Source organism: Scytonema sp. PRP1, from assembly GCF_036697665.2.
Taxonomy (GTDB): Bacteria; Cyanobacteriota; Cyanobacteriia; order Cyanobacteriales; family Nostocaceae; genus Kalymmatonema; species Kalymmatonema gypsitolerans.
The window spans coordinates 1-22,522 of the sequence record NZ_JBAHYJ020000021.1; the positions used below are offsets into that span (position 1 = coordinate 1).

The following is a 22,522-nucleotide window of genomic DNA, read 5'->3' on the forward strand; positions in this document are numbered from 1 at the left end:
TTTGCCATTTGCGTTGTGGTGTCTGAGTCGGAACTGGGGCAAGATAGGTAACTGGTTTTATTTAGGTTCTTTACTCGGTACAGTGTTGACTGATGTGTATTTTTACCTGGTAGATTTAATCCCCTATTGGCGGCAAATTATGCAGGTAGAATCAACGACTGAAGTGGCAGCAATTTTGCAAAGTGCCGTGACGCAAGTACAAACGCCTTGGGGACAAGTCTGGGCGCTGATTCTTGCCATAGCGTTGTTAACAATCGGAGTTTTACCTTTACCCAAGAAGCAGCGGCACTGGTACGCTTTTAGTGGAGCAGTTTTGAGTACTATTTTGGTAGACTGCCTATTTTTGCTAGCTGGAGTTCTAGCGTGAACATTTTACCGTCATTGTGTCAATTGTATGCACTACATGGTAGAGGCACGACGCAATGCGTTGTGCCCCGACTTTGACTCTGTTTAAACCGATGCGAGAGTAGGCACTTCTGCCACTGCAAATAATTTTTGACAAAAGTTACAGTCAAACCTAGTAGCGGTAAATATTGTGGATATTAATACGCTGTATATTAGTTTCTGATACTGCTGTGTTGATTAAGCGATCGCCTATCAGCCTTACTCAGTTCTGAGTACAAAGTAGCGAGTAAAGAGTGGGATAATAAGTCGGTCTACTCCGCACTTAACATTCATTGCTTAGAACTTTTTTGCGCTGACTGCTTTTAGCTTAAGGCTTCTATTTCAATTAGAGTGGATGGAAAGAGGTGAAAAATTGTGAAACGATTGGTGCGTTTATTAACAATGTTTAGTTTGGTGTTAGGATGCTTGGGATGGCTTTTAACGCCTCAAATAGCCCAAGCAGCTGACTTCAACTCAATTGCTTTTCGTTCAGTCCCAGTTCTAGCAGTTGAAGGAACTCAAAGTTTGAGCAACCGCGCAGACGCTAGGCTGGCAGAGGTTTATGGTAAAAAAATTGATTTGAATAATACCAACGTGCGAGCTTTCCAAAAGTATCCAGGATTGTATCCCACTCTCGCAAGGACACTCATTAAGAATGCTCCTTACGACAAAGTAGAGGATGTGTTGGATATTCAAGGATTGAGCGAACGTCAAAAACAAGTTCTGCAAGCTAACCTAGACCACTTTACCGTGTCAGAAGTGGAATCAGTCTTCACCGAAGGAGACGACCGCTTTAACAACGGTATTTACAGATAATTAGACTTGCAGCTTATTAAGCCGTCATAACCCACTCCTTTCTGGGAGTGGGAATTGATTTATTCAGCAAGAGGGAAAACGGGGACAAGGAAGAGCACCCGGAGCACCCGGAGCACCCGGAGCACCCGGAGAAAAAACTTCCTCCACTTCCCCATTTACCCCTAGTTCCCGCACTCCCTCATCTCCACGCCAGTCGCCTCAAGTCGGGAAACCCGCCCACGGCGCTGGCTCCTCATCTGCCTCATCGCCCTCACTCCCCCCACCCCCTGCTTTGCTTGAGATAGATATTCCTAGCCAATTTGATGTCATCGTTGTCGGTGCTGGTGCTGCTGGACTGTACACGGCATTATGCCTACCTGCCGAATTGCGAGTCGGCTTGATTACCAAAGAAACAGTTTCTCTTTCTGCTAGTGATTGGGCGCAGGGTGGTATTGCTGCAGCGATCGCAAAAGAAGATTCTCCTTATTTACACATTGAAGACACAATAGCGGCAGGTGTTGGCTTATGCGATCGCCCTGCTGTGGAATTCCTTGCCAAACAAGCTCCTAGCTGCATTCAATCGCTTGTAAACTTGGGAGTAGCCTTTGACCGTCATGGCAGCCAGTTAGCCTTAACCTTAGAAGCTGCTCATTCCCGCAACCGCGTTCTTCATGCCGCAGATACGACAGGCAGAGAAGTTACCACCACTCTCACCGCCCAAGTCCTGCGACGCCAAAACATTCAAGTCATTCAACAAGCTTTGGCGTTAGGTTTATGGCTAGAACCAAAAACACAGTCTTGTCAAGGAATTAGCCTGTTTTACCAAGGTCAAATCAGCCTCGTTAGAGCAAATGCTGTCGTTCTGGCAACAGGTGGTGGGGGTCAGGTGTTTGCCCAAAGCACAAACCCCGCTGTTAGTACAGGTGATGGAGTGGCGATCGCATGGCGTGCTGGCGCAATTCTCCGAGATTTGGAATTTGTCCAATTCCATCCCACTGCTTTAACAAAACCGGGTCGCTTTCTCATTAGTGAAGCTGTACGCGGCGAAGGCGCACACCTTATCGATCATCAAGGGCGGCGTTTTACCTTTGATTATCACCCAGCAGGCGAACTTGCCCCCAGAGATGTGGTGAGTCGGGCAATCTTTAGTCACTTGCAACGCACTTCATCTGACCTAGCAACCGCTCATGTGTGGTTAGATATGCGCCCTATCCCTACTGAAAAAATTCGCCACCGTTTTCCCAACATCATCAAAGTTTGTCAACACTGGGGTGTGGATGTCTTCACAGAACCCATTCCCGTCGCCCCTGCTGCTCATTACTGGATGGGTGGCATTGTTACCGATTTCATGAACCGGACAAACATTCCCGGTTTATACGCAGTCGGAGAAACTGCAAGTACTGGTGTGCATGGAGCAAATCGCCTTGCCAGTAATTCTCTGCTGGAATGTATCGTATTTGGCGCACAGATGGCTCATTTGCAGCCTCTAGATGTAAGTACACCAGAAGACGTGCCAGTAGTTCCTAAGCGAGAATTTTCTGCCAATGTAGCCCAATGGCAAGCTCAGCAAGAAAATTTAGAACGACTGCGAGAAAACATACCGCGTCTGGTTTGGCAAAGTGCTGGTATTTGCCGGGAGCAATCAGGCTTAGAAGCAGCGATATCAACAATTAAGTCCTGGCAGCAAGATTTTACTTCTTTGCCAATCAGTCAATTCTTGTTGTCTGTACATCCTACAGAATCAGCTCATTTAGATATACCTGATGTTGAACGGCAATTGCGATTGTGGGCAGAAACCCGTAATTTATTGGATGTCGCTTTTTTAATTCTCAAAAGTGCTGGCTTTAGAACCGAAAGCCGGGGAGGGCATTACCGCTTAGATTACCCTCAACTAGACCCTAACTGGCAAGTCCACACACTTGTACAACAAAACAATTGGTGGAAATCTCCAGTGTTGAGTGATTAAAATTTTCAAGCCTTTATCGAGTACCACTCCCATGCTGGCTATCAGGACCACCATAATTTGGTGGTTCGTAATTATTATCTAAGTCAGCATCAGAAACAACTTGCTTGAACACTTGAGTATCAAGCTTGAGATTTGCCAAGCCTTGATTATAGCAGTTCTCAATTGTATGCACTACACGGTAGGGGTACGACAAAGAACAGCCCCTACTTTGACTGTGTTTCACTCCATTCACAACTGCTTTCTGTGTGGTGTGCGAATCCACAGCAGCCGCAGTATCAGCAATTTTGGGAGTTATCAGATAGGCTCCGATAAAAAATATCACAACGCTAGTCAATTTCAAGTTAGTTCTCATAAGCCTCAGTAAATTCCCTTTAAATTTATTAAAAATAGTATTTTTTTTACTTAAGTACGATGAGAGATGATTTAAGAATTTATAAATTTCACACTGTCATCCGGGTAATTGCTTAGCTTTGCCATCTTTCTACAGCGGTAAATAGCAGCTTTACCATAGGGCTATTTTTACTACTTTCTATGTTTAAGTTAAGTTTTATTATGAAAAGAGAGTTATTTACCTCTATCGGAAGATTGAGATCCTTACAGGTGAATACCAGCCAATTACTGGTATCATAAGCTTCAGTTAGCTAAGATGCGACTTGTAGGGTAGGCATCATGACCAAAGAAAGCCAAGGTATATAGCAATACAGTTGATGATAAGACTTGCTCCTCCCTAACCCTCCTTAAAAAGGAGGCAATTAAGCCCCCTTTTGTAAGGGGGTTGGGGGGAGTTTTTGTAACCGAACAGCACTCACTGAACTGTATTGAGCTATACAGTCAGTAGATGGAGGAAGCAAAAGTTGAGGAATTTTTGTGGTATATGGGATCCAAGCCCACAACTTGAGTTAATTAGGCAAACTCATAGCGATTTTTCCCGAGATGCTTGGCACGGTACATTGCATTGTCTGCCAGCTTAATCAAAGTTTCACTGTCTTGGCTGTTACTTGGGTAGACACTGATGCCAATACTGGCGGAGATGTTAATTATATGTTCTTGTAAGACAATCGCCTCAGTTAGAGTTACCAGAATTTTTTCAGCGACTGTAGCAGCAACTTGTACCTTAGGAATTGCCCGTAAAATGACCGTGAACTCATCACCACCTAGGCGAGAAACAGTATCAGTGCTACGTAAGCAGTGAGTGAGACGTCGGGCAATGGTTATCAACAGGCGATCGCCTATCTCATGCCCACAGTTATCATTAACCTGTTTGAAACCATCTAAATCAATAAATAGTAGCCCTGTTAACGAATTATTTTCCTGTGCCCACAAAAGCGACTCTTGAAGTTGTTCTATAAAAAATTTACGATTGGGTAGACCAGTCAAAGGGTCGTGATAAGCAAGATAACGTAAGTGGTCTTCTTTTATTTTTAATTGTTTGTTCATCCGAGATAAATCGTCAGCAGCACGTCTGAGTTCGTCTTCCATCCGCTTGCGTATAGTAATATCTCGGATAACCCCAACTAAGAAGAAATTGCCAGCAGCATCTTTATGAAGCGATCGCTTTGTGGCAATCACATGAGTGATTCCACGAGCGTCTGTGAAATCCTCTTCGTTTTCATGGGGTTGCTGCGTTTGAAAAACGAGATCATCACAGGCACGAAAAACATCCGCCTCATCCTTGGGGAAAAAGTCATAGTCAGACTTTTCAATTAACACATTTTCGGCATAGCCACTAAATTGACAATAAGCCTCATTCAAGACTATCCACTGATGTTTTTTATTTTTGACAAAAATTGGATCGGGAATCTTATTGATCAGTTCATGCACAAACTCTTTGGAGCGTTTCAACTCTTCCTGACGATATGCAACTTGATAAGTGATTGCAATAGTTGAGCCGCTAAAGGTGAGCAACGCAGGTACAGCTGGTATCCACCAACCAAACAACAAACCAACGTAGGCGCTTCCACATAGCACAAAGTATAATAGTATAATACTGATAAAGTTTAAGCTTGGACGTTGTATTCGCCTGGTTACAACTGCTCCCACATAAGCCCAAGCACAAATCCACAAGCATTCTATAAGGTGAGACCAAACTTTGAGTAAAGGTCTTCCTTGGAGGGCGGCTGAGATAATCTCACTGATAAAATGAGCTTGTAGTTCAATGCCAGCCACAGGCTTGACCGTACCAATCAGACGGCTGGAATATGGGAAGAATACAAAATCCTGGAGACTGGTTGCAGTGGAACCAATAAGTACAATGCGGTCTTTAATCCAACTTGGTGGTACCTGATTGTTTAACAAATCTTGCATCGATACCTTGCGGAAGCCATAACCTTCCACTGATGAGCTTCCGGTGCCAACTTTGGGAAAATTGGACAAAATTTGGTATCCTCTGTTATCAGCTCCTACGTAACCACCATCATTAGGCTGAAAACGCCGAAACTCAGCCTTACCCAACTGTAAAGACTCATGATTGTTTTTTGCTTGCTTCGGAGTAATACCCTCGGACTTTAAATACATTAAAGCGAGTTTCAAGGCAAAACTTTCGTGTGCTTGATCATTAATGTGCCAGTACAACAAGCTACGACGTACTTTGCCATCAGCGTCATACACCACATTGTTAAAACCTACTCGGCGGGTCTGATTTAGCTGGGGTGGTGGAGGAACACTGGTGTTTTTATTATTGGACAGGAGTTCAATTCCAACCAAGTTTGGTATGGATTTGTAAGCATTAACCAAATCCTGATGACCTGGTTCCACTGGTAAATTACGGTAAATATCTAAACCAATAGCCCGAGGTTGGTTATCTTTTAATTTTTGCAACACCTCAGCAATATACCGGTCTGGAATTGGCCATGAACCGACTTGGTGTAAAGAAGCTTCGTCAATCGCTACAATTGTAATGCGCTGCTCTGGTGGCTCCTGTGGACGCAAATGAAAAAGATAATCTAGGGCTGCCCATTCTAAAAATTGCATGAATCCGAAAGAGCGCAGCAATAGAATGCAGACTGCGACGCTAGAAGCGGTAAAAATTTCACTGCGTCCTTGATTAAGTGGTTGTTGCAGTGCAGGCAGCAACTTCACAAGACGCTGACTAAGCTGCTTACTTATTCCCATAACCTAGGTGGGAGAAATATTTTTATCTTTTTGTAATTATTAACTACCTGGCGGATGCAGTTCATACGCTAGCTTTAATGCTTTATAAGCTGTTAATCTACTTCTTGAGTTATTAAAGACAATCTCAGATGTCTCTGATATAAATTACTCATCATTTCCTAAAACGGCAATGGTATCTTTCGCAACATAGTAAAAAATAAGTCTAATGGTAGAGCAGAAGGTATAAAAAAAATAAGTCAGATGGTACAGAAGTCATAGATTACTACCACCTGACTTTTTTGTTTGAAGTTATCCTGCTTTTGTAGACTACTTAAAAGCGTCAGGAAAATTCTTAAAGTTGCGGGGACCTTGATAACCAGAAATTTGCGCTAATTTCTCTAATGCTTGCACGTTGGGATAAAGTTTACCGTTAATTTCCCAAGTAGGAAAGCCTTGAATACCAGCTGCTTTGCACAAATCTGGACGGGCGTCTTTGCCCTGCGCGTCGCACTCTATGTGCTTAATTTCTTGATACGCTTCTTTACCAAACAGTTGCTTTTGTTCATGGCAATGAGGACACCACCAAGCTATGTATTCCTTAGCACCTATTTTCGTCAGGTGACGTGCCAACTGAATCTCTGCCTCACCAGAGGTCGTGGTGATGGGCCAACCCACTCCAGTTGTCGGATCTCCGGTTGGTCTTAAGCTAGGAGTATTGCCAGCGTTAGCATTAGGGTTATTAACATTGGCATAAACGCCTAAAGTCCCAATCAGCGTTACCATGCCCACAACAATGGCGGTAAAGAAGATTTGTCCTATATCTTCCCATGTGCGACCAATCATCGTCAGCACTAAGAGGCTGGTGGAGAAGATAGCCGAGGCAAGACAGTAGAGACAGACTGCTTTGATTTTGAAAAATAGCAGGTACATTAAGTACCCACTAAAGACAGACATGGCGATCGCACCTGCCAAAAGCAGCAACCATGTCCAATTTTCCAGCTTTGCCCGAGTATCTTTACTTTGTGCTGGGTTAACTGCCAAAGGAGCCAAAGCGAAGATAGCCATGGTAGCGTAAGCGAGAAAGCCAAACAAGGCTAAAGGCAGCCCGAGAACGGTAGCATAAGGGCTAGACAGTACTAAATCACAGCTATTGGTCGGGCAAGCAGCGGAACCTTGTGTCAACTTAACTACGGTGAGATAACCCGTTGTCAATGCACCAACAGATGCGATCGCGGCAATCAATATCCGCGACCATCTATGAATCCAGGGAGTAGAACGGCGGCGATTCATAAACTGCAATAGAAAATTAGGAATTGAGAATTGGTAATGAGTATTGGGTCATGCGACGTGAAAGATGAATTAGGAATTGTGTTTTTCCTCATTTATAATTCATCATTCATGACTACCCATCACCCATGACCTATTCCGTACCTATGAGTGTAGCTTTACAGAAGGAATTGATTGTGTTTCCTCTTTAGAGTTCCAACCTTTACGTGCAGCTTCCACAAACTGACTCACCCGATTTGGGTCTATCGGTTGCTCGCGGCGACCGTGGCGTTTCAGGGCACTCGAAACAATCACACCATCTGCCGCCACCAGGAGTGTACCAATATTTTCCCAACTTGCTCCACTGCCAATAAACACTGGAGTGCCGTGAGCAGCAGAAGTTGCCATTTCCAAATCTTGTAGGTTTGGAGGATCACCTGTAGCCCAGCCAGACATAATCACTGCATCTGCCAAACCGCGTTCAATTGTGTCTTGCACCGCAGTGGTGAGATTCACCGCACTCAACGGACGGGCGTGTTTGACCAACACATCGGCGAAAATTTTCACATCGCTGCCTAATTCTCTGCGATAGCGTAGCAGTTGATGAGCTTCTCCCTCAATGATTCCCTGGTCGGTTGCCATGACACCTGTCAGTACATTCACGCGAATGAATTGCGCTTTTGTGCAGGTGGCGATCGCTATTGCGCTTCTGCCATCGTTCCGCAAAACATTTATACCTACTGGTAGTGTCACCAAATTCTGTATCCGCTGTACTACTACGGTCATGGCACTCACAACCGCTGGATCGACCTGGTTTTTGGGAAACGGCGCGTCGAAAAAATTCTCCACAATAATGCCGTCAACCCCTCCACTTGCTAGGGCTGTTGCTTCTTGTTCGGCACGGTCTATAACTGCTTTCAGGCTACCTCCCCAGCGCGGCGAGGTAGGTAACGGTAGTAGGTGAACTACGCCAATAATTGGTGTTCGGGTTTTAAATAGCTGATATAAAGTCACGTCTTTAACCCGCTTTACGGAGTCTTCAGTCCTTAGTGAGCCAGCGCTATGCAGGAGGGTTTCCCGACCTAGGCGACTGGCGTTCGCCTTTGGCGTGCGCTTTGCGCATACCCGAAGGGTCCTTAGTCATTTGTTATTATCGCTGGTAACTATTGACTATTTACTTATGACTCATTACTAATTAAGTAAAGTAAAGGGCGCTGTACCTCCTTTGAGGTGACTTACGGCTTCTGTGTTTCAACCGTGCTGCCATTTCTGTCAGGCATTTCATTTGCACCCTGTTAGCACTTAGGATGCTTGCTAGCACTGGTTTCTTCGACTTTCAAAGGGAAATTGCTTACCTCCTCCTTTAGATGGAATTTAGCGTCACACTTTCCCTAAGATATGTTAAGATAACATATGGATAGAAGAGGAGTTTGCCGCTCATAAGACGCGAGGCAGCTTCCCGATGAAAAGGCATCTCGCCTAATCAAGGTACAGGTATCGCCTGACCCAAAGGGTAGCATTACCGCTAAACAAGCGTAGTCACGCGATATTTTCGCGACTGGTAGCGACTTCTCCAAATGCGCCACACACACTTGGTTTCGGCGAGATGGATGACTCCGCTCCTGACCAAAACCAGTGTCATTTAGAGAGTGGCTTCCCAGTAGGTTGATAAATAACATACACTTTCCGGTAATGTAGAATACCAACAGGCAAAATTTTAAAAAAGATTAACTACTAGTGTCCAATTTATCTAAAATCTGTCTATTTTCCCCTGAGAAAGAGATTAATAAAGCTATCATAGCATGAACTCCAGATTCATCATGGTCGTAGCTTGCTTTGACGGTGTGTAAGACTATTGGAGGTCATGGCTTAGTTTGAGAGGTTTTGACCTCGTTGATATCTCAAGCAAAAATTTTGCGCTCAAGCGCGTTTAAGTAGATGAAAAAACCTAAAGACTCTTTGTTAATATGGGTGACAAGCCAACAATTTCAATTTCTCACCTAGGCTGCGAGAAAAATCGAGTTGACACAGAACATATGCTAGGACTGCTAGTAGAAGCAGGCTACAGCGTAGATTCTGATGAACAGTTAGCAGATTATGTTATAGTCAATACATGTAGTTTTATTGAAGCAGCAAGAGAAGAATCTGTCAGAACCTTAGTGGAACTGGCAGAAGCAGATAAAAAAATCGTTATCACAGGCTGTATGGCGCAGCACTTCCAAGAACAGTTATTGGAAGAGTTGCCCGAAGCCGTAGCCGTAGTAGGAACCGGGGATTATCACAAAATAGTCGATGTCATTCAGCAGGTAGAACAAGGCAAGCGGGTTAAGATCGTAAGTTCACACCCAACCTACATTGCTGATGAAACCACACCCCGTTATCGCACTACGACTGAAGGCGTGGCTTACCTGCGGGTTGCTGAAGGTTGTGATTACCGATGCGCTTTTTGCATAATTCCCCACCTGCGGGGAAACCAGCGATCGCGTACCATAGAATCAATAGTGACCGAAGCAGAGCAGTTAGCAAGTCAAGGGGTACAGGAAATTATTCTAATTTCCCAAATAACCACCAATTACGGTATTGATATTTACGGCAAGCCGAAGTTAGCCGAATTACTTAGTGCCTTAGGGAAAGTTGATGTGCCGTGGATTCGCATGCACTATGCCTATCCCACCGGACTGACCCCAGATGTGATAGCGGTCATTCAAGAAACACCCAACGTCTTGCCTTACCTGGATTTGCCCCTACAACATTCCCATCCAGATATTCTCCGCGCCATGAATCGTCCCTGGCAAGGACGAGTGAATGATGCGATTATCGAACGCATCAAAGAGGCGCTACCAAAAGCTGTGCTGCGAACGACATTTATTGTCGGTTTTCCAGGAGAGACACAGGAGCATTTTGAGCATTTGTTACAGTTTGTCGAGCGTCATGAATTCGACCACGTAGGTGTATTCACCTTTTCACCCGAAGAAGGAACTCCTGCCTACAACCTACCAAACCAACTGCCTCAATTCGTCATGGATGAGCGGCGGAACGTATTGATGGAACTCCAACAGCCAATTTCTTTAAAGAAAAATCAACAAGAAGTTGGCAAAGTGGTCAATGTTCTGATTGAACAAGAAAATCCCGTAACAGGAGAATTAATTGGTCGTTCTGACAGATTTTCCCCAGAAGTCGATGGGCAGGTGTTAGTTCATGGGGAAGCACGATTAGGAACAATCGTGCCAGTAGCTATCCAAAATGCTGATGCTTACGACCTTTATGGTCAAGTTGTCAATAATTAATGGTTATTAGTTGTCATTATTAACCCATAACCACTAACTACTAACCAATCTATCAAGACCAAAGAAAAACATAGGAGAGTTGATGAATCTTTCGTTTCTAGATTTAGGAATTTCACAAGAGCGTGTTGAGCAATTAGAAAAATTAGGCTTTACCGCACCAACTAACATTCAAGCACAAGCAATTCCCCACCTATTGGGTGGTCGTGATGTCGTAGGTCAATCGCAAACAGGAACAGGAAAAACAGCGGCATTTTCCCTACCGATCATAGAGCGCCTGGATCTGACTCAAAAAGCAGTCCAAGCTGTGGTTCTGACACCGACTCGTGAGTTAGCCATCCAAGTTCATGATGCTATAAGCACCTTCATGGGAAGCCAAGGATTGCGGGTTTTAGCAATCTACGGTGGTCAATCGATTGAGCGCCAAATGTTACAACTCAAACGCGGCGTTCACATGGTTGTTGGTACGCCAGGGCGAGTCATAGACTTGCTAGAGCGGGGTAGTTTGAAGCTGGATCGAGTGAAGTGGTTTGTGTTAGATGAAGCCGATGAAATGTTGAGCATGGGCTTTATCGACGATGTAGACAAAATTCTCTCACAAGCACCTCAAGAGCGCCAGACAGCATTGTTCTCGGCAACTATGCCACCTTCGATTCGCCAATTGGTGAACAAGTTCTTGCACTCGCCGGTGACAGTGACTGTTGAGCAGCCAAAAGCCGCTCCTAACAAAATTAATCAAGTCGCTTATCTTGTACCGCGTCATTGGACAAAAGCCAAAGCTTTACAGCCTATCTTGGAAATGGAAGACCCAGAATCGGCTTTAATCTTTGTCCGCACCAGACGTACAGCAGCAGAACTCACCAATCAACTGCAAGCAGCAGGTCATAGTGTCGATGAATACCACGGTGATTTGTCACAACAAGCACGCGAACGGTTACTGACACGGTTCCGCAATCGTCAAGTACGCTGGGTGGTCGCAACAGATATTGCGGCACGAGGTTTGGACGTTGACCAATTGTCCCACGTGATCAACTTCGACTTACCCGATAGCGTAGAAACCTACGTCCACCGGATTGGTCGTACTGGTCGAGCTGGTAAGGAAGGCACAGCAATTTCTTTAGTACAGCCGTTTGAGCGACGCAAGCAGCAACTGTTTGAACGCCATAACCGCCAAAGTTGGCAAGTCCTGTCGATTCCTTCACGGACACAAATTGAAGCACGCCAGATAGAAAAATTGCAAGTTCAGGTGCGCGAAGCTTTAGCTGGCGAGCGTTTGGCTTCATTTTTACCGATGGTGAGCGAACTGATTGAACAATACGATGCTCAGGCGATCGCTGCGGCGGCGTTGCAAATCGCTTACGACCAAACCCGTCCTGTTTGGCTGCAATCAGAACTTGACATTCCAGAAGAAGAGATCATGCAGCCATCTAGCAAACCCAGGTTGCGTTCCAACAATCGTCGTGGCGAGTTTTCTGGTGAACGCCCTCGCTCCGCTTGGGTAGCATCAGACGGTAGCACGACAGAAGGAGACAAACACAGTTCCAAGCCCAAACTGCGGACAGGACGTCGCGAGAGTTCCGCGTCTCCGAAAAAGCTAGGTTCTGGTACAGCTAGAGAAACAGCTTCTTAGGTGTTAGTTATGAGTCATGAGTCATGAGTTCCTGACTTTTGACTACTAACATTCAGTTGAGCCAGGAATTGATAAACTTATCTACCTAGGCAATTTCATCATCAATCAAAATCAGCCCAAAGTGCCAGTATGATTTGTCTTGGTTGGGCTGTTTTTGCTTTGGTAAAAGGTCAGTAGATTTGTGACATAAGACGCTGATAAGCTATTAAGCAAAGTAGGTAACCTGTTCGCTGTTCCAATGAACTTGTTGATGCCCTGCTTGAGCGTCTCTAAGCCCTAAAGTTAAATTCATCCATGTCATCTCAAACAAATCTTGACTGGAACAAATCCCATCAATCTCCACTGCAGCGAATTTTAATTGTGGAAGATGATCCGGTTATGCGGTTGGGCTTAGAGCAATTCTTTGAAGAATACCCTAAATACCAAATTGTGGGAATGGCGGCTGATGGTTACACAGGTGTCGAAGTTGCCATGAGACTCCAGCCTGACTTAGTGGTCATGGATATTGGTCATCTGATACGAGAGCGCGTATCCCACCTGACAACTAGTAGATAAAAATTTTCACAATGAACAATCACTTTTGATCGCGCAAACGCTAGTCTTTTGCTGCTAGATTTACGCTGACTTTAGTACTTACAATTGCCTTAGCTTTCAGTACTTACACGTATCAGCAGACCTTAGCACAAAACCCAACCAGCTACCCGAGAAACCAAGCACTGTACGTCACCGCCGAAGATGGAACAAAAATCGCAATTGACGTATGGTTGCCACAAGATTTGTCTGCTGGTACCAAAATTCCTACTCTCATGCGAACCACACCATACTACCGTGCGATGGAATTAGTGGTTGACACTCTCAGGTCTAAAGACACTGAGATTCTTGGTTCATTGACTCGCCGTTAGACAGCAGGCTTGCGCCAACTGCCCAAGAGGGCAAATCACGCCTGCGCGACGTTCCCGTGTGCTGCCCTTTGAACCAGGACAGTTAACTGAACTCTCGTTTCATCTTCTGCCAACCTCGGTGCTATTTAAACAAGGACACCAAATTCGAGTGGCGATCGCCGGACATGATAAAGATTTATTCGCCCGCTATCCAGCACAAGGGACACCAGAAATTAGCGTACAACGAAATACTGTGAACGCTTCCTACATCGACCTACCAGTGAGCAAAGGTAAGCGCAGCTAGCAATAGTAGGGCAGCCATCTTACTTGCCCTACTATTGCTATTAAATATTAAGATTCAAATAGTCCTGCACTTCCTAAAATACTATGACCATAACCACCGCTAAACGTTTTACTATAGCTGAATACGACCGTTTAGCAAAACTCGGATTCTTCAGTGAAGATGACCGAGTCGAGCTAATCAACGGACAAATTATCCTAATGGTATCTAAAGGTAAACCACATTCTGTTTGCGAAACCCGCTTAGCACGAGAGTTATACAAACTTGTAGGGGAACGTGCAACCCTACGAGGACAACAACCAATTATTATCCGTGAGTACAGCGAACCTGAACCAGATAGCGTGATTGTAAAAAATCGAGAAGATGATTATCTCAGCACTCATCCCCATCCAGATGACATATTACTTTTAATTGAAATTTCTGATTCCTCTTTAAAATATGACCAAGAGGTTAAATTACCGATTTATGCTGAAGCAGGTGTTTCTGATTATTGGATATTTAATTTAGTAGATAACTGCCTGGAATGCTACAATGAACCGTATCAGGATTTGCAAGGTAAATTCGGTTATCGCAGAAAGTTTATTTTTCTGCCTAATGAATCAGTTAATTTCTCGTGTTTTCCTGATTTGTCTTTAGATTTATCAAAGGTTTTTCCAAAAAAATTACCTGAGTAATACCATTAACTCTGCATTGCAAGCATTCTCTTGACTGCCAGCTTAAATTCATTAATATTTTTATCTAAATATGGTTTCCTGATATTGTCATCTCTCAAGAGAGAGATATAGTTCATAATTGATGGGTTTTCCAGTTTAGTAAACTCCATTGGTTTGAACTTAAAGAAAGTTTTTTGACTATACCAAGAAAGTAGCATTCCACTTTTTAGAAACAAAAAAGGTGTCTTCTTGGCAAACTTGAAGTTAGATTGTAAATGTGTGGGAAAATTATCTGAAACAGCATCAAAAGCTTCTGTTATTAGTGCTGTTCCTCCTATTTTCAACATCAATGAAATATCTCTGATAGCTGATATTGGGTCAGTAAGATGTTCAAGGACTTCAAAGGAAATTACAACATCGTATTGAGAAGAAAGACAGGAATTAAAGTCAGATATAAGATTTACACTCTTTCCTAATAAACCATAATGAGCGAAACGCTTTGTGGCAAAATCGTAAGTTTTACTGCCAGGTATGTCAAAATAGTTGACCTTAAAGCCATTCCTTACAAGCTCTAAAGAATCATTGCCAGTGCCATCACCCAACATTAGTATTGCTAATTCATCTAAAGCACGATCGCTCTTTTGTGCGTATAAGCGAATCCTTTCAACCGCCTGTTGAATCCAAAGCTGTCTTTCATTTGTTGCCCAAAAAACTAGAGTTTCAATTATCAACCCATATCCTTCTTTATATAGCTGTTCCATTTTGTCGTTATATTGATGCGGAGTTATGCCAAAAAGCTCAGCATCATGTTTCACACTCCCATCCCCCAGAGCCTGCTTCCACACTCTGTCTTCTACTTCGTGTCTGGGTAACTCAGTAAAATTAACTAGCTCATTGACAATTTCCTGATAACTTATAGGAATTTGAATTTCCATTGTATTTTGCCTCGTAATTCTGCTCTTTGATTTGTATTAATTTGTTTAATACGCTTTTGATAGCCTTGTAGAAAAAGCGGATAAGGTTTTTTATAGGGGATGCTAGCAAAAGTCTCATCTGTATTCACAGACACTAGGAGCAGTATTACGGAGCCTGTTATCAGGGGGAAAGTAACGAGAGAAAGTGCTACATGTTCTTTCCGAGTAATTTTGAGCTAATTGCCAGAAACTATTGTTAGCATAAAAAGTTTGTCAGTTATATTATCCTTCTTTTAAAATTAAATCCTCCATCGCCAGTTGTAAGTCTTTGGTTAAATCACCCACTGCTTGCCTTGCAGCTTGACGACTCGCTTTATAAGCTGGGTAGCGTTCAGAAACAGATATTGGTTCACCTATCGTTATTTTTACCTGTTGCTTGCCAAGAGTTGGACGCCCGGAGGGGTTACCACCTCTAATTCGAGTCACCATATCCCATATCAGTAACGTTGTCTCCGCAAAGCGTTCTGCTGTGGGTTTTTCTCGTACGTATTTGCCTGTGACAGCAACGAAACTTTCTACCAGCCTCATGTGCCACATCCGCAAATTAGCTTCTTCGGCAATGCGATCGCCTAAAGCACGTTCTAAAGGCGACACTGCTTTCACATCCTTAAATTCTTCTCGGAAAAATATAATTCCAGCCAGCTTGTTCTACCCGACGACAGCGATCATTAAAATTTCCTTTAGGTTGTAAGTCAAAATACTGTTCTGCTACATGTAACACGACATTTAACAAAGCTTGCAAACGAGCTGCTAAAAGTTCATTGGCATCTTTTATGTCCCCTTGTACTGGCAGTTTTTGATGATAAAATCGCGTGTAAAAATTTTCCATCAAAGACAGTAAATGTTCGCTCAAATGAAACAACCGTGGGTAGAGGGTGTCCGGTGGTAGAGACGCGCTATTTTGTTCTAGAGACGTTGCATCCGAAATTTCTACAGATAAACCACTCTTCGCTTCCAATTCACTCAAAAGATTGGCGATCGCACCCCAAGGAGCAGCAAGGTAACTATATTTAATTCCAACTGGTAAAATAAAAACCTGCTCATCTCGATTGTCCTTGTGCAAATCTTCAGCACACCAAAAACCGAGTTGAGCAATGCCGGGTTCCAATGGGTTGACAATTTCTGAAAGACCATTCGTGGCTCCTTCGGGTGCAGCTGCCATCGGGAACTGACCATTGGCAAACAAATCACGCGCTGAACGCAACCCTGTCCAATCTGCCTTACCTCGCTGGATAGATGTGCCACCCAAGCGCGCAGCAACCCAGCCGATGTAAGAACCAGCCCATAGAGGAATTCCACGGTCGTAGATAAAATGGGCATGAATCGGAGGCTGTAGCACGATACCCTTGTGTCGTGCTAGTTTTGGCAAAATGTGGGAAAGCAAGTAAACCAAACAAAGCGGGTCTTCTGCCTTAGGATGGCGAAAAGCTATTAAAAAACGGATTTTCCTATCCTGAAACTGGTGATATAGATCCAGCAAAACTTCTAGGTTGTCTGCTTCAATATGACTAATTGCCGTTCTCCAGTGTATTAAGCTGGGTAAGAACAACTGGCAGACTCGTAGAAAGGTAGGGTCTAGCGCTGGAGGGATAAATTCTAGGGGTGGCTGTGCTTGATAAACGACATCAGGCAAAGTGGTTTTCTCCTGAAGTTGCAAGCTTCATTTTAGACTGTAACTGAAATAGAGATTATCAAATCTGGAAAGGGGACAAACGATGCGACTGTCACAAATGTTATTCGTTACACTCAGGGATGACCCAGCAGATGCTGAAATTCCCAGTCATAAACTCTTACTCCGCGCAGGCTACATTCGTCGCATCGGTAGTGGTGTCTATGCCTATCTTCCTTTGATGTGGCGGGTACTGCAAAAAGTTTCCCAAATTGTCCGGGAAGAAATGAACGCTGCTGGTGGACAAGAATGTCTCTTACCCCAACTCCAACCTGCTGATTTATGGAAAGAGTCTGGACGGTGGGATACTTATACCAAAGCCGAGGGTATTATGTTCGCCCTCAAAGACCGCCGCGACCAAGAACAAGCCCTAGGACCGACTCACGAGGAAGTCATCACGGCGATCGCTCGTGATATGATTGGTTCCTACCGTCAGCTACCACAGCTCCTCTACCAAATTCAAACCAAGTTCCGCGATGAAATTCGTCCCCGGTTTGGTTTGATGCGCGGACGAGAATTCATCATGAAGGATGCTTACTCGTTCAACGTAGATGAAGAAAGTTTGGAAAAAACTTATCAGGATATGCATACCGCCTACAGTAATATTCTACGGCGGTCTGGTTTGGCTTTTCGTGCGGTGCAAGCTGACTCTGGGGCTATAGGTGGTTCTGCTTCTCAAGAATTTATGGTGCTGGCGGAAGCAGGCGAAGATGAAGTCCTTTACACTGAAGATGGGCAGTACGCGGCTAACGTGGAAAAGGCGGTTTCTTTACCTCCTGACGCGGAAACTTCAGCATTTACCAGTTATGAAAAACGCGAAACACCAGGGACGGAGACAATTGAGAAAGTCTGTAAATTCTTGAAATGTTCCCCCACCCAAATTGTCAAAAACGTTCTTTACCAAACAAATTTTGATAATGGAACAACAGTGTTGGTGCTGGTGAGCATTCGAGGCGACCAGGAAGTTAATGATGTTAAATTACAAAATGAATTGACAAAGTTAGCTCCCAAGTATGGTGCTAAAACGGTGATCAAACTTGCAGTACCAGATGCAGAAGCTCAAGGAAAATGGGCAAGTAAGCCTTTGCCGCTAGGCTACATTGCTCCTGATGTTGCAGATGATTATATTAAGTCTGTCAAAGATGTCGCACCTCGCTTTTTACGTTTGGTCGATAAAACAGCGGTTGATTTAAAAAACTTTGTTACGGGTGCAAACGAAGCTGGTTACCACGTCGTTGCAGCAAATTGGGATGAGCAATTTAAATTACCAGAATCAAGCGTAGATATACGTAAGTCAAGACCAGGGGATCGCGCCATCCATAATCCAGAACAAACCTTAAAAAGCGCACGTGGAATTGAGGTAGGTCACATTTTCCAATTAGGCACTAAGTATTCGATCGCAATGGGTGCAACTTATACCAACGAACAGGGTGAAGAAAAACCTCTACTTATGGGTTGTTATGGTGTGGGTGTGTCAAGATTGGCTCAAGCTGCTGTAGAGCAATCTTACGACAAAGATGGAATTATTTGGCCGGTGGCGATCGCACCTTATCACGCGATTGTGACGATTCCTAACATCAACGACACTCAACAAGTGGAAATTGCGGAAAAACTTTATGCCCAACTTAATCAAGCGGGAATTGAAACCTTGCTCGATGACCGGAATGAACGGGCGGGAGTAAAATTCAAAGATGCGGATTTGATTGGCATTCCTTACAGAATTGTCACTGGGCGAGCAATTGCCAATGGCAAAGTTGAAGTTGTTGAAAGAAAAAGCCGCAACTCACAAGAAATTGCGATCGCTGACGTTGTATCTACATTAAAGCAGTGGATTCATCAATCAGTGAACAGTCAACAGTGAACAGTCAACAGTGAACATGAAGGAATCTTGGTAACTGGTAACTGGTAACTGGTAACTGATAACTGATAACTGATAACTGACAACTGGTAACTGAATACCCTAATTACAAACGAAAACGTGGAATTCTTCACACTCCTTGTATCTGGCGCTTTAGGGTTAGTGACTCCGGTAGGACTGGTGGTTGATCAGGCTGCTGTTGGTGCTATCCGTTCTCAATTAGCTCAAGTTGAACAATTGCAAGTGCGAGTTGACAACGCCCCTAGTCATCAATTGCTGCAAGGTAAGGTGGAAAGGGTGCGTATTGCGGGGCGTTCTTTGCAACTCAAGTGGCAAGAAATTCGGATTGCAGCTTTAGAATTGGAAACCGATGCCATTGAATTAGAACCACGTAGTCTTGGAAGCAGACCGAAATTCAAACGACCTTTACAAGCGGGTGTACGTTTGGTGTTCACTCAGCAGGATATCAACAAACTCATACAATCACCCCAATTCATAGCCTTGTTGCAAAAGCTAAAAATTAACGATGGTTTTTCAAATACAGGGTCTAACTCTGTTTATAATTTTGTGAATCCTAATGTAAAGTTTTTAGCAAATAACCGCTTGAGTTTGCAAGTAGAATTACAGGAAAAAGGTCTGGAGAAGCCGTTATTAATTAGGGTGGAATCAGGATTGAATATCGTTGGTGGGAAGAATATCCAGTTAGTTGACCCAATTGTGGCAGCGAGTGGTGAAGAAGTTCCACCTCAATTTGTAAATGCAATTGTCAACAATATCAACAAACGATTGGATTTAGGAAATCTAGAAGGTGACGGTCTACAAGTGCGAATTCTAAAATTGAATATGAGACCAGAAGAATTAGAGATTGCCGCATTTTTCCGAGTAGAGCCATCCTCTAGGTTTTTGGAAACCCCCGGCTCATAAGTATCGTCGTTAACCAGACTTATCTTCATACAAATGCTATTTCAGCCCTTAGGAAGGTTTTCATTATGAAAGAACAGCAAGGATCTAACCGTATTTCTCCAGGTGTCATCGCAGCTGTTTCAGCAGCGGTTATTGCAGTGACTGCTGGTGTTGCTTTTTTTGGCTCAAAATCTGATAAGAATAACCCCCCTCCTGTACCAATCCCTGTTCCAAATTTAGTTCAACCTCAGCCATCAGAAAATCCGGTAGCTAATGAACAAAATGCTCAAATCTATTGGCTGCAAGACACTGGCACTGGTTTGAAATTGGTTCCCCAAACAGTTCAAGTTAAAGCAGTTGGGAAGTCGCCCAATCAAGTATTAGAAGGGGCTTTCCAACAATTATTAGCAGGGCCCACAGAAGGGACGGACTCTACCACAATTCCCAAAGGAACCAAGCTGTTGGGTGTCAAGCAGGCGTCAGATGGCATCCACGTCAATTTATCGGAAGAATTTACTAGTGGAGGTGGTAGTTCTTCAATGATGGGTCGTGTGGGGCAAGTTGTCTACACCGCCACAGCTTCAGATGAGAATGCCAAGGTGTACATTGAGGTCAACGGGGAACCATTGGAGGTTTTAGGTGGTGAAGGTCTGGAGTTGGAACAACCACTGACACGTGAAAGCTTTGATAAAAATTATTCACTTTAGCTAAGAGTCATTAGTCATTAGTCATTAGTCATTAGTCATTAGTCCTTAGCCATAAGCGATGACATCAGGACAAAGGACTTTTGACTAATTACTTGCTATTTAAAATGCGAAAGTTACGGGCTTGCTGTTCTAACCTGGCGGCGAGGCGATCGCAAACCCGATTACACAATTCAAAAATCATCTCATCTTCCACTCGGTAGTAGGCACAAGTTCCTTCACTGCGGCGGCTGAGGATTCCTGCTTGCCACATTACCTTCAAATGTTTTGACACATTAGCCTGAGAAGTCTGTGTTGCCTCTACCAGTTCTTGCACACATTTTTCTTCATCCCGCAGCAAATGCAACAGCCGTAGGCGCATGGGTTCACTCAAGAGGCTGAAGTATTCAGCTACTTGTTGCACAACTTCTGGCGGTACAGGCAACGCTTGTTTCATCAGGTTAGATCCGTAAGGACTCAACTAAAAAGTTTATAACGAGGTATCGTTATATAGATTAATACTTAATCAGGGTTAATTCGCATCAAAGGTTGACCATATTCCACAGGTTCACCGTTTTGAACGAGAATTTCTATCACTTGTCCGGATACTTCTGATTCGATTTCATTCATCAGTTTCATGGCTTCGATAATACATACTGTTTGACCGCTTCTGACGCGATCGCCCACTTCCACAAATGGTGATTCACTAGGACCAGGAGCGCGATAAAACGTTCCCACCATTGGGGAAGGGATGTCAACGAATTTCTGTTCTATGAGTGAGGGAACAGTCTGTGGCGGTACACTCACGCTATTGCTGTCAAAGACGCGAGTTGGCGGGGTTTGGGTTACGGTTGGAGGCGATCCCACCGCATACGCAGGTGGTGGAACTGGCGTCAGTTCCGAACCAACCGCGCCTAATGCCGCTTGAGGTGCTGACAAAATTTGATGAGTGCTGACCGCCTTACGAACCGTTAGCTCAAAATCGTCACTTTTGAGTGTGACTTCTGCTATATCAGTTTGTGCAATAGTTGTCAACAGTTGGCGGATTTCATTAAAGTCCAATGGCACAGCTTTTCTGACCTCATGCAATTAGGTAGTAGATAGACTTTATCCGTGAAGTGAATTTGCTCGTCAGGCAGGGATGTAAATCCCTGTTATAAATGAAAATAGGGATTTGCATCAAGAGGTGAAAATAAACTTACTCCCTGCCAAGGTATGTGTCGTTACGGGTGTCTATACGGATGCGTTCTCCTTGGGAAATAAACAGAGGAACCATGACCATTGCTCCTGTTTCCACAGTTGCAGGCTTGGAACCACCAGTTGCAGTATCACCCTTGACACCTGGATCTGTTTGCACAATTTCCAACACGACAGAGTTAGGCAGTTCTACTTCTAGAACTTGGTCGTCCCAGCGAACGACGTTGACTTCCATACCTTCTTTGAGGTATTTTACGCGATCGCCAATCTGCGCTGCGCTCAATCTGCCTTCTTCGTAGGTTTCCATATCCATAAAGACGTATTCATCGCCTTCTTTATAGGTATGCTGCATCGTGCTTTTTTCTAGGTTGGCTTGCGGAACTGTTTCCCCGGCGCGGAAGGTTCTTTCTACCACGCTCCCACTTTGGGCATTTTTCAGTTTTGTGCGTACAAAAGCAGAGCCTTTACCTGGCTTGACGTGGAGGAATTCCACAACTCGCCACACAGACCCATCTAATACTATCGAGACACCAGGTCGAAAGTCGTTACTGGAGATCATGAAACTTTCAAAATTTGGAAGACAATCGGGATTTATTTTAACCCCCAATAGCAGTAATTAGTCATTCCTCATGAGTTATTAGTTATTAGTACTCACTCAAAAGTCAACACTCAAGAGCCAAAAATTATTCTCCTCGTCTGCTCTGGTGCTTCCACCTAAGCGTTTGATTGCAACACACTGCTAGCTGGTGCGGCTGAAAAAGATAGCAGCAATGATAATTAACCCTAAAAGCGCCAAAGGTACCCACAGGTTAGGGATATCTGACAAACTCATAAAATTCAAAATAAAAATTAAAAATTATTTTATTTATATTCTGTAAGTACCTACAAAATACTACAACGAAACATCTAAACTGACTCAGTCCAGAGTGCTGACACAAAAAAATATTTATTCTGACAGCTTGTTCAGAAATTTTCCTAATACCAATTC

20 protein-coding genes and 1 pseudogene are annotated in these 22,522 nt (G+C 43.9%); 12 read left to right on the forward strand and 9 right to left on the reverse strand.

Going from position 1 to position 22,522, the window contains the following annotated elements:
• From V5G28_RS03875 to nadB, 3 genes are all read left to right on the forward strand, one after another.
• The coding region (locus V5G28_RS03875; RefSeq protein WP_332987494.1) for a DUF3120 domain-containing protein at positions 1 to 367 on the forward strand (367 nt) is incomplete at its 5' end.
• A gap of 392 nt (positions 368 to 759) precedes the next feature.
• Positions 760 to 1,200: a photosystem II complex extrinsic protein PsbU gene (psbU, locus tag V5G28_RS03880; protein ID WP_096561462.1), complete on the forward strand. Its 441-nt coding sequence runs from the start codon at positions 760 to 762 to the stop codon at positions 1,198 to 1,200.
• Between the two features lie 271 nt (positions 1,201 to 1,471).
• Entirely contained in the window at positions 1,472 to 3,145 is a 1,674-nt protein-coding gene (nadB, locus tag V5G28_RS03885; RefSeq protein WP_332987495.1) for an L-aspartate oxidase, read from the forward strand.
• A 13-nt stretch (positions 3,146 to 3,158) separates the two neighbouring features.
• Here nadB and V5G28_RS03890 read toward each other — a convergent pair whose 3' ends face one another.
• The 4 genes from V5G28_RS03890 to btpA all read right to left on the reverse strand — a co-directional run bounded on the left by V5G28_RS03890 (position 3,159) and on the right by btpA (position 8,515).
• Positions 3,159 to 3,497, reverse strand: coding sequence for a hypothetical protein (locus V5G28_RS03890; RefSeq protein WP_096561460.1), 339 nt, complete (start codon positions 3,495 to 3,497; stop codon positions 3,159 to 3,161).
• A 551-nt stretch (positions 3,498 to 4,048) separates the two neighbouring features.
• Complete coding sequence (locus tag V5G28_RS03895) at positions 4,049 to 6,250, reverse strand: CHASE2 domain-containing protein (protein ID WP_442994213.1); 2,202 nt, start codon at positions 6,248 to 6,250, stop codon at positions 4,049 to 4,051.
• A 312-nt stretch (positions 6,251 to 6,562) separates the two neighbouring features.
• Complete coding sequence (locus tag V5G28_RS03900; protein WP_332987497.1) at positions 6,563 to 7,525, reverse strand: vitamin K epoxide reductase family protein; 963 nt, start codon at positions 7,523 to 7,525, stop codon at positions 6,563 to 6,565.
• 141 nt (positions 7,526 to 7,666) lie between these two features.
• A complete protein-coding gene (gene btpA / locus V5G28_RS03905) occupies positions 7,667 to 8,515 on the reverse strand; it encodes a photosystem I biogenesis protein BtpA (protein WP_096570444.1) in 849 nt (282 codons plus the stop codon).
• A gap of 953 nt (positions 8,516 to 9,468) precedes the next feature.
• Between btpA and rimO the strand changes: the two genes are divergently transcribed.
• From rimO to V5G28_RS03935, 6 genes are all read left to right on the forward strand, one after another.
• Positions 9,469 to 10,788, forward strand: coding sequence for a 30S ribosomal protein S12 methylthiotransferase RimO (gene rimO / locus V5G28_RS03910; protein ID WP_096561458.1), 1,320 nt, complete (start codon positions 9,469 to 9,471; stop codon positions 10,786 to 10,788).
• 82 nt (positions 10,789 to 10,870) lie between these two features.
• A complete protein-coding gene (locus V5G28_RS03915) occupies positions 10,871 to 12,415 on the forward strand; it encodes a DEAD/DEAH box helicase (RefSeq protein ID WP_096561457.1) in 1,545 nt (514 codons plus the stop codon).
• A 294-nt stretch (positions 12,416 to 12,709) separates the two neighbouring features.
• Complete coding sequence (locus V5G28_RS03920; RefSeq protein ID WP_332987502.1) at positions 12,710 to 12,970, forward strand: response regulator transcription factor; 261 nt, start codon at positions 12,710 to 12,712, stop codon at positions 12,968 to 12,970.
• A gap of 191 nt (positions 12,971 to 13,161) precedes the next feature.
• Positions 13,162 to 13,317 carry a hypothetical protein gene (locus V5G28_RS03925; RefSeq protein WP_332987513.1) on the forward strand — a complete coding sequence of 52 codons (156 nt, stop codon included), beginning with the start codon at positions 13,162 to 13,164 and terminating at the stop codon, positions 13,315 to 13,317.
• Between the two features lie 58 nt (positions 13,318 to 13,375).
• A complete protein-coding gene (locus tag V5G28_RS03930) occupies positions 13,376 to 13,600 on the forward strand; it encodes a CocE/NonD family hydrolase C-terminal non-catalytic domain-containing protein (protein ID WP_442994212.1) in 225 nt (74 codons plus the stop codon).
• An 83-nt stretch (positions 13,601 to 13,683) separates the two neighbouring features.
• Positions 13,684 to 14,271, forward strand: a complete 588-nt coding sequence (locus V5G28_RS03935; protein ID WP_332987504.1) for a Uma2 family endonuclease — start codon at positions 13,684 to 13,686, stop codon at positions 14,269 to 14,271.
• Between the two features lie 5 nt (positions 14,272 to 14,276).
• On the opposite strand, the gene V5G28_RS03940 is transcribed toward V5G28_RS03935, so the two are convergent.
• Positions 14,277 to 15,185 carry a class I SAM-dependent methyltransferase gene (locus tag V5G28_RS03940; protein ID WP_332987506.1) on the reverse strand — a complete coding sequence of 303 codons (909 nt, stop codon included), beginning with the start codon at positions 15,183 to 15,185 and terminating at the stop codon, positions 14,277 to 14,279.
• A gap of 261 nt (positions 15,186 to 15,446) precedes the next feature.
• A pseudogene (locus tag V5G28_RS03945) lies at positions 15,447 to 16,857 on the reverse strand (1-acyl-sn-glycerol-3-phosphate acyltransferase).
• Positions 16,858 to 16,939: 82 nt separating this feature from the next.
• Here V5G28_RS03945 and V5G28_RS03950 point away from each other — a divergent pair.
• From V5G28_RS03950 to V5G28_RS03960, 3 genes are all read left to right on the forward strand, one after another.
• The gene (locus tag V5G28_RS03950; protein ID WP_332987508.1) at positions 16,940 to 18,754 is read left to right on the forward strand and encodes a proline--tRNA ligase; all 1,815 of its coding nucleotides are present in this window, start codon (positions 16,940 to 16,942) and stop codon (positions 18,752 to 18,754) included.
• Between the two features lie 117 nt (positions 18,755 to 18,871).
• A complete protein-coding gene (locus V5G28_RS03955) occupies positions 18,872 to 19,675 on the forward strand; it encodes an LmeA family phospholipid-binding protein (protein ID WP_096561450.1) in 804 nt (267 codons plus the stop codon).
• 65 nt (positions 19,676 to 19,740) lie between these two features.
• Positions 19,741 to 20,361 carry a GerMN domain-containing protein gene (locus tag V5G28_RS03960; RefSeq protein ID WP_096561449.1) on the forward strand — a complete coding sequence of 207 codons (621 nt, stop codon included), beginning with the start codon at positions 19,741 to 19,743 and terminating at the stop codon, positions 20,359 to 20,361.
• Positions 20,362 to 20,449: 88 nt separating this feature from the next.
• Here V5G28_RS03960 and V5G28_RS03965 read toward each other — a convergent pair whose 3' ends face one another.
• The 3 genes from V5G28_RS03965 to efp all read right to left on the reverse strand — a co-directional run bounded on the left by V5G28_RS03965 (position 20,450) and on the right by efp (position 22,093).
• Positions 20,450 to 20,794 carry an ArsR/SmtB family transcription factor gene (locus V5G28_RS03965; protein WP_041035432.1) on the reverse strand — a complete coding sequence of 115 codons (345 nt, stop codon included), beginning with the start codon at positions 20,792 to 20,794 and terminating at the stop codon, positions 20,450 to 20,452.
• 65 nt (positions 20,795 to 20,859) lie between these two features.
• Positions 20,860 to 21,405: an acetyl-CoA carboxylase biotin carboxyl carrier protein gene (gene accB, locus V5G28_RS03970; RefSeq protein WP_332987511.1), complete on the reverse strand. Its 546-nt coding sequence runs from the start codon at positions 21,403 to 21,405 to the stop codon at positions 20,860 to 20,862.
• A 130-nt stretch (positions 21,406 to 21,535) separates the two neighbouring features.
• The gene (gene efp / locus V5G28_RS03975) at positions 21,536 to 22,093 is read right to left on the reverse strand and encodes an elongation factor P (RefSeq protein WP_069349036.1); all 558 of its coding nucleotides are present in this window, start codon (positions 22,091 to 22,093) and stop codon (positions 21,536 to 21,538) included.
• Positions 22,094 to 22,522 lie beyond the last annotated feature (429 nt).

Bases quoted from the DNA above. Each gene is read 5' to 3' on its own strand.
- V5G28_RS03950 (WP_332987508.1), top strand. From the start codon at position 16,940: ATGCGACTGTCACAAATGTTATTCGTTACACTCAGGGATGACCCAGCA.
- V5G28_RS03935 (WP_332987504.1), top strand. From the start codon at position 13,684: ATGACCATAACCACCGCTAAACGTTTTACTATAGCTGAATACGACCGT.
- V5G28_RS03900 (WP_332987497.1), bottom strand. From the start codon at position 7,525: ATGAATCGCCGCCGTTCTACTCCCTGGATTCATAGATGGTCGCGGATA.
- rimO (WP_096561458.1), top strand. From the start codon at position 9,469: ATGGGTGACAAGCCAACAATTTCAATTTCTCACCTAGGCTGCGAGAAA.
- V5G28_RS03940 (WP_332987506.1), bottom strand. From the start codon at position 15,185: ATGGAAATTCAAATTCCTATAAGTTATCAGGAAATTGTCAATGAGCTA.
- V5G28_RS03890 (WP_096561460.1), bottom strand. From the start codon at position 3,497: ATGAGAACTAACTTGAAATTGACTAGCGTTGTGATATTTTTTATCGGA.
- V5G28_RS03960 (WP_096561449.1), top strand. From the start codon at position 19,741: ATGAAAGAACAGCAAGGATCTAACCGTATTTCTCCAGGTGTCATCGCA.
- V5G28_RS03920 (WP_332987502.1), top strand. From the start codon at position 12,710: ATGTCATCTCAAACAAATCTTGACTGGAACAAATCCCATCAATCTCCA.
- V5G28_RS03965 (WP_041035432.1), bottom strand. From the start codon at position 20,794: ATGAAACAAGCGTTGCCTGTACCGCCAGAAGTTGTGCAACAAGTAGCT.
- V5G28_RS03915 (WP_096561457.1), top strand. From the start codon at position 10,871: ATGAATCTTTCGTTTCTAGATTTAGGAATTTCACAAGAGCGTGTTGAG.
- efp (WP_069349036.1), bottom strand. From the start codon at position 22,093: ATGATCTCCAGTAACGACTTTCGACCTGGTGTCTCGATAGTATTAGAT.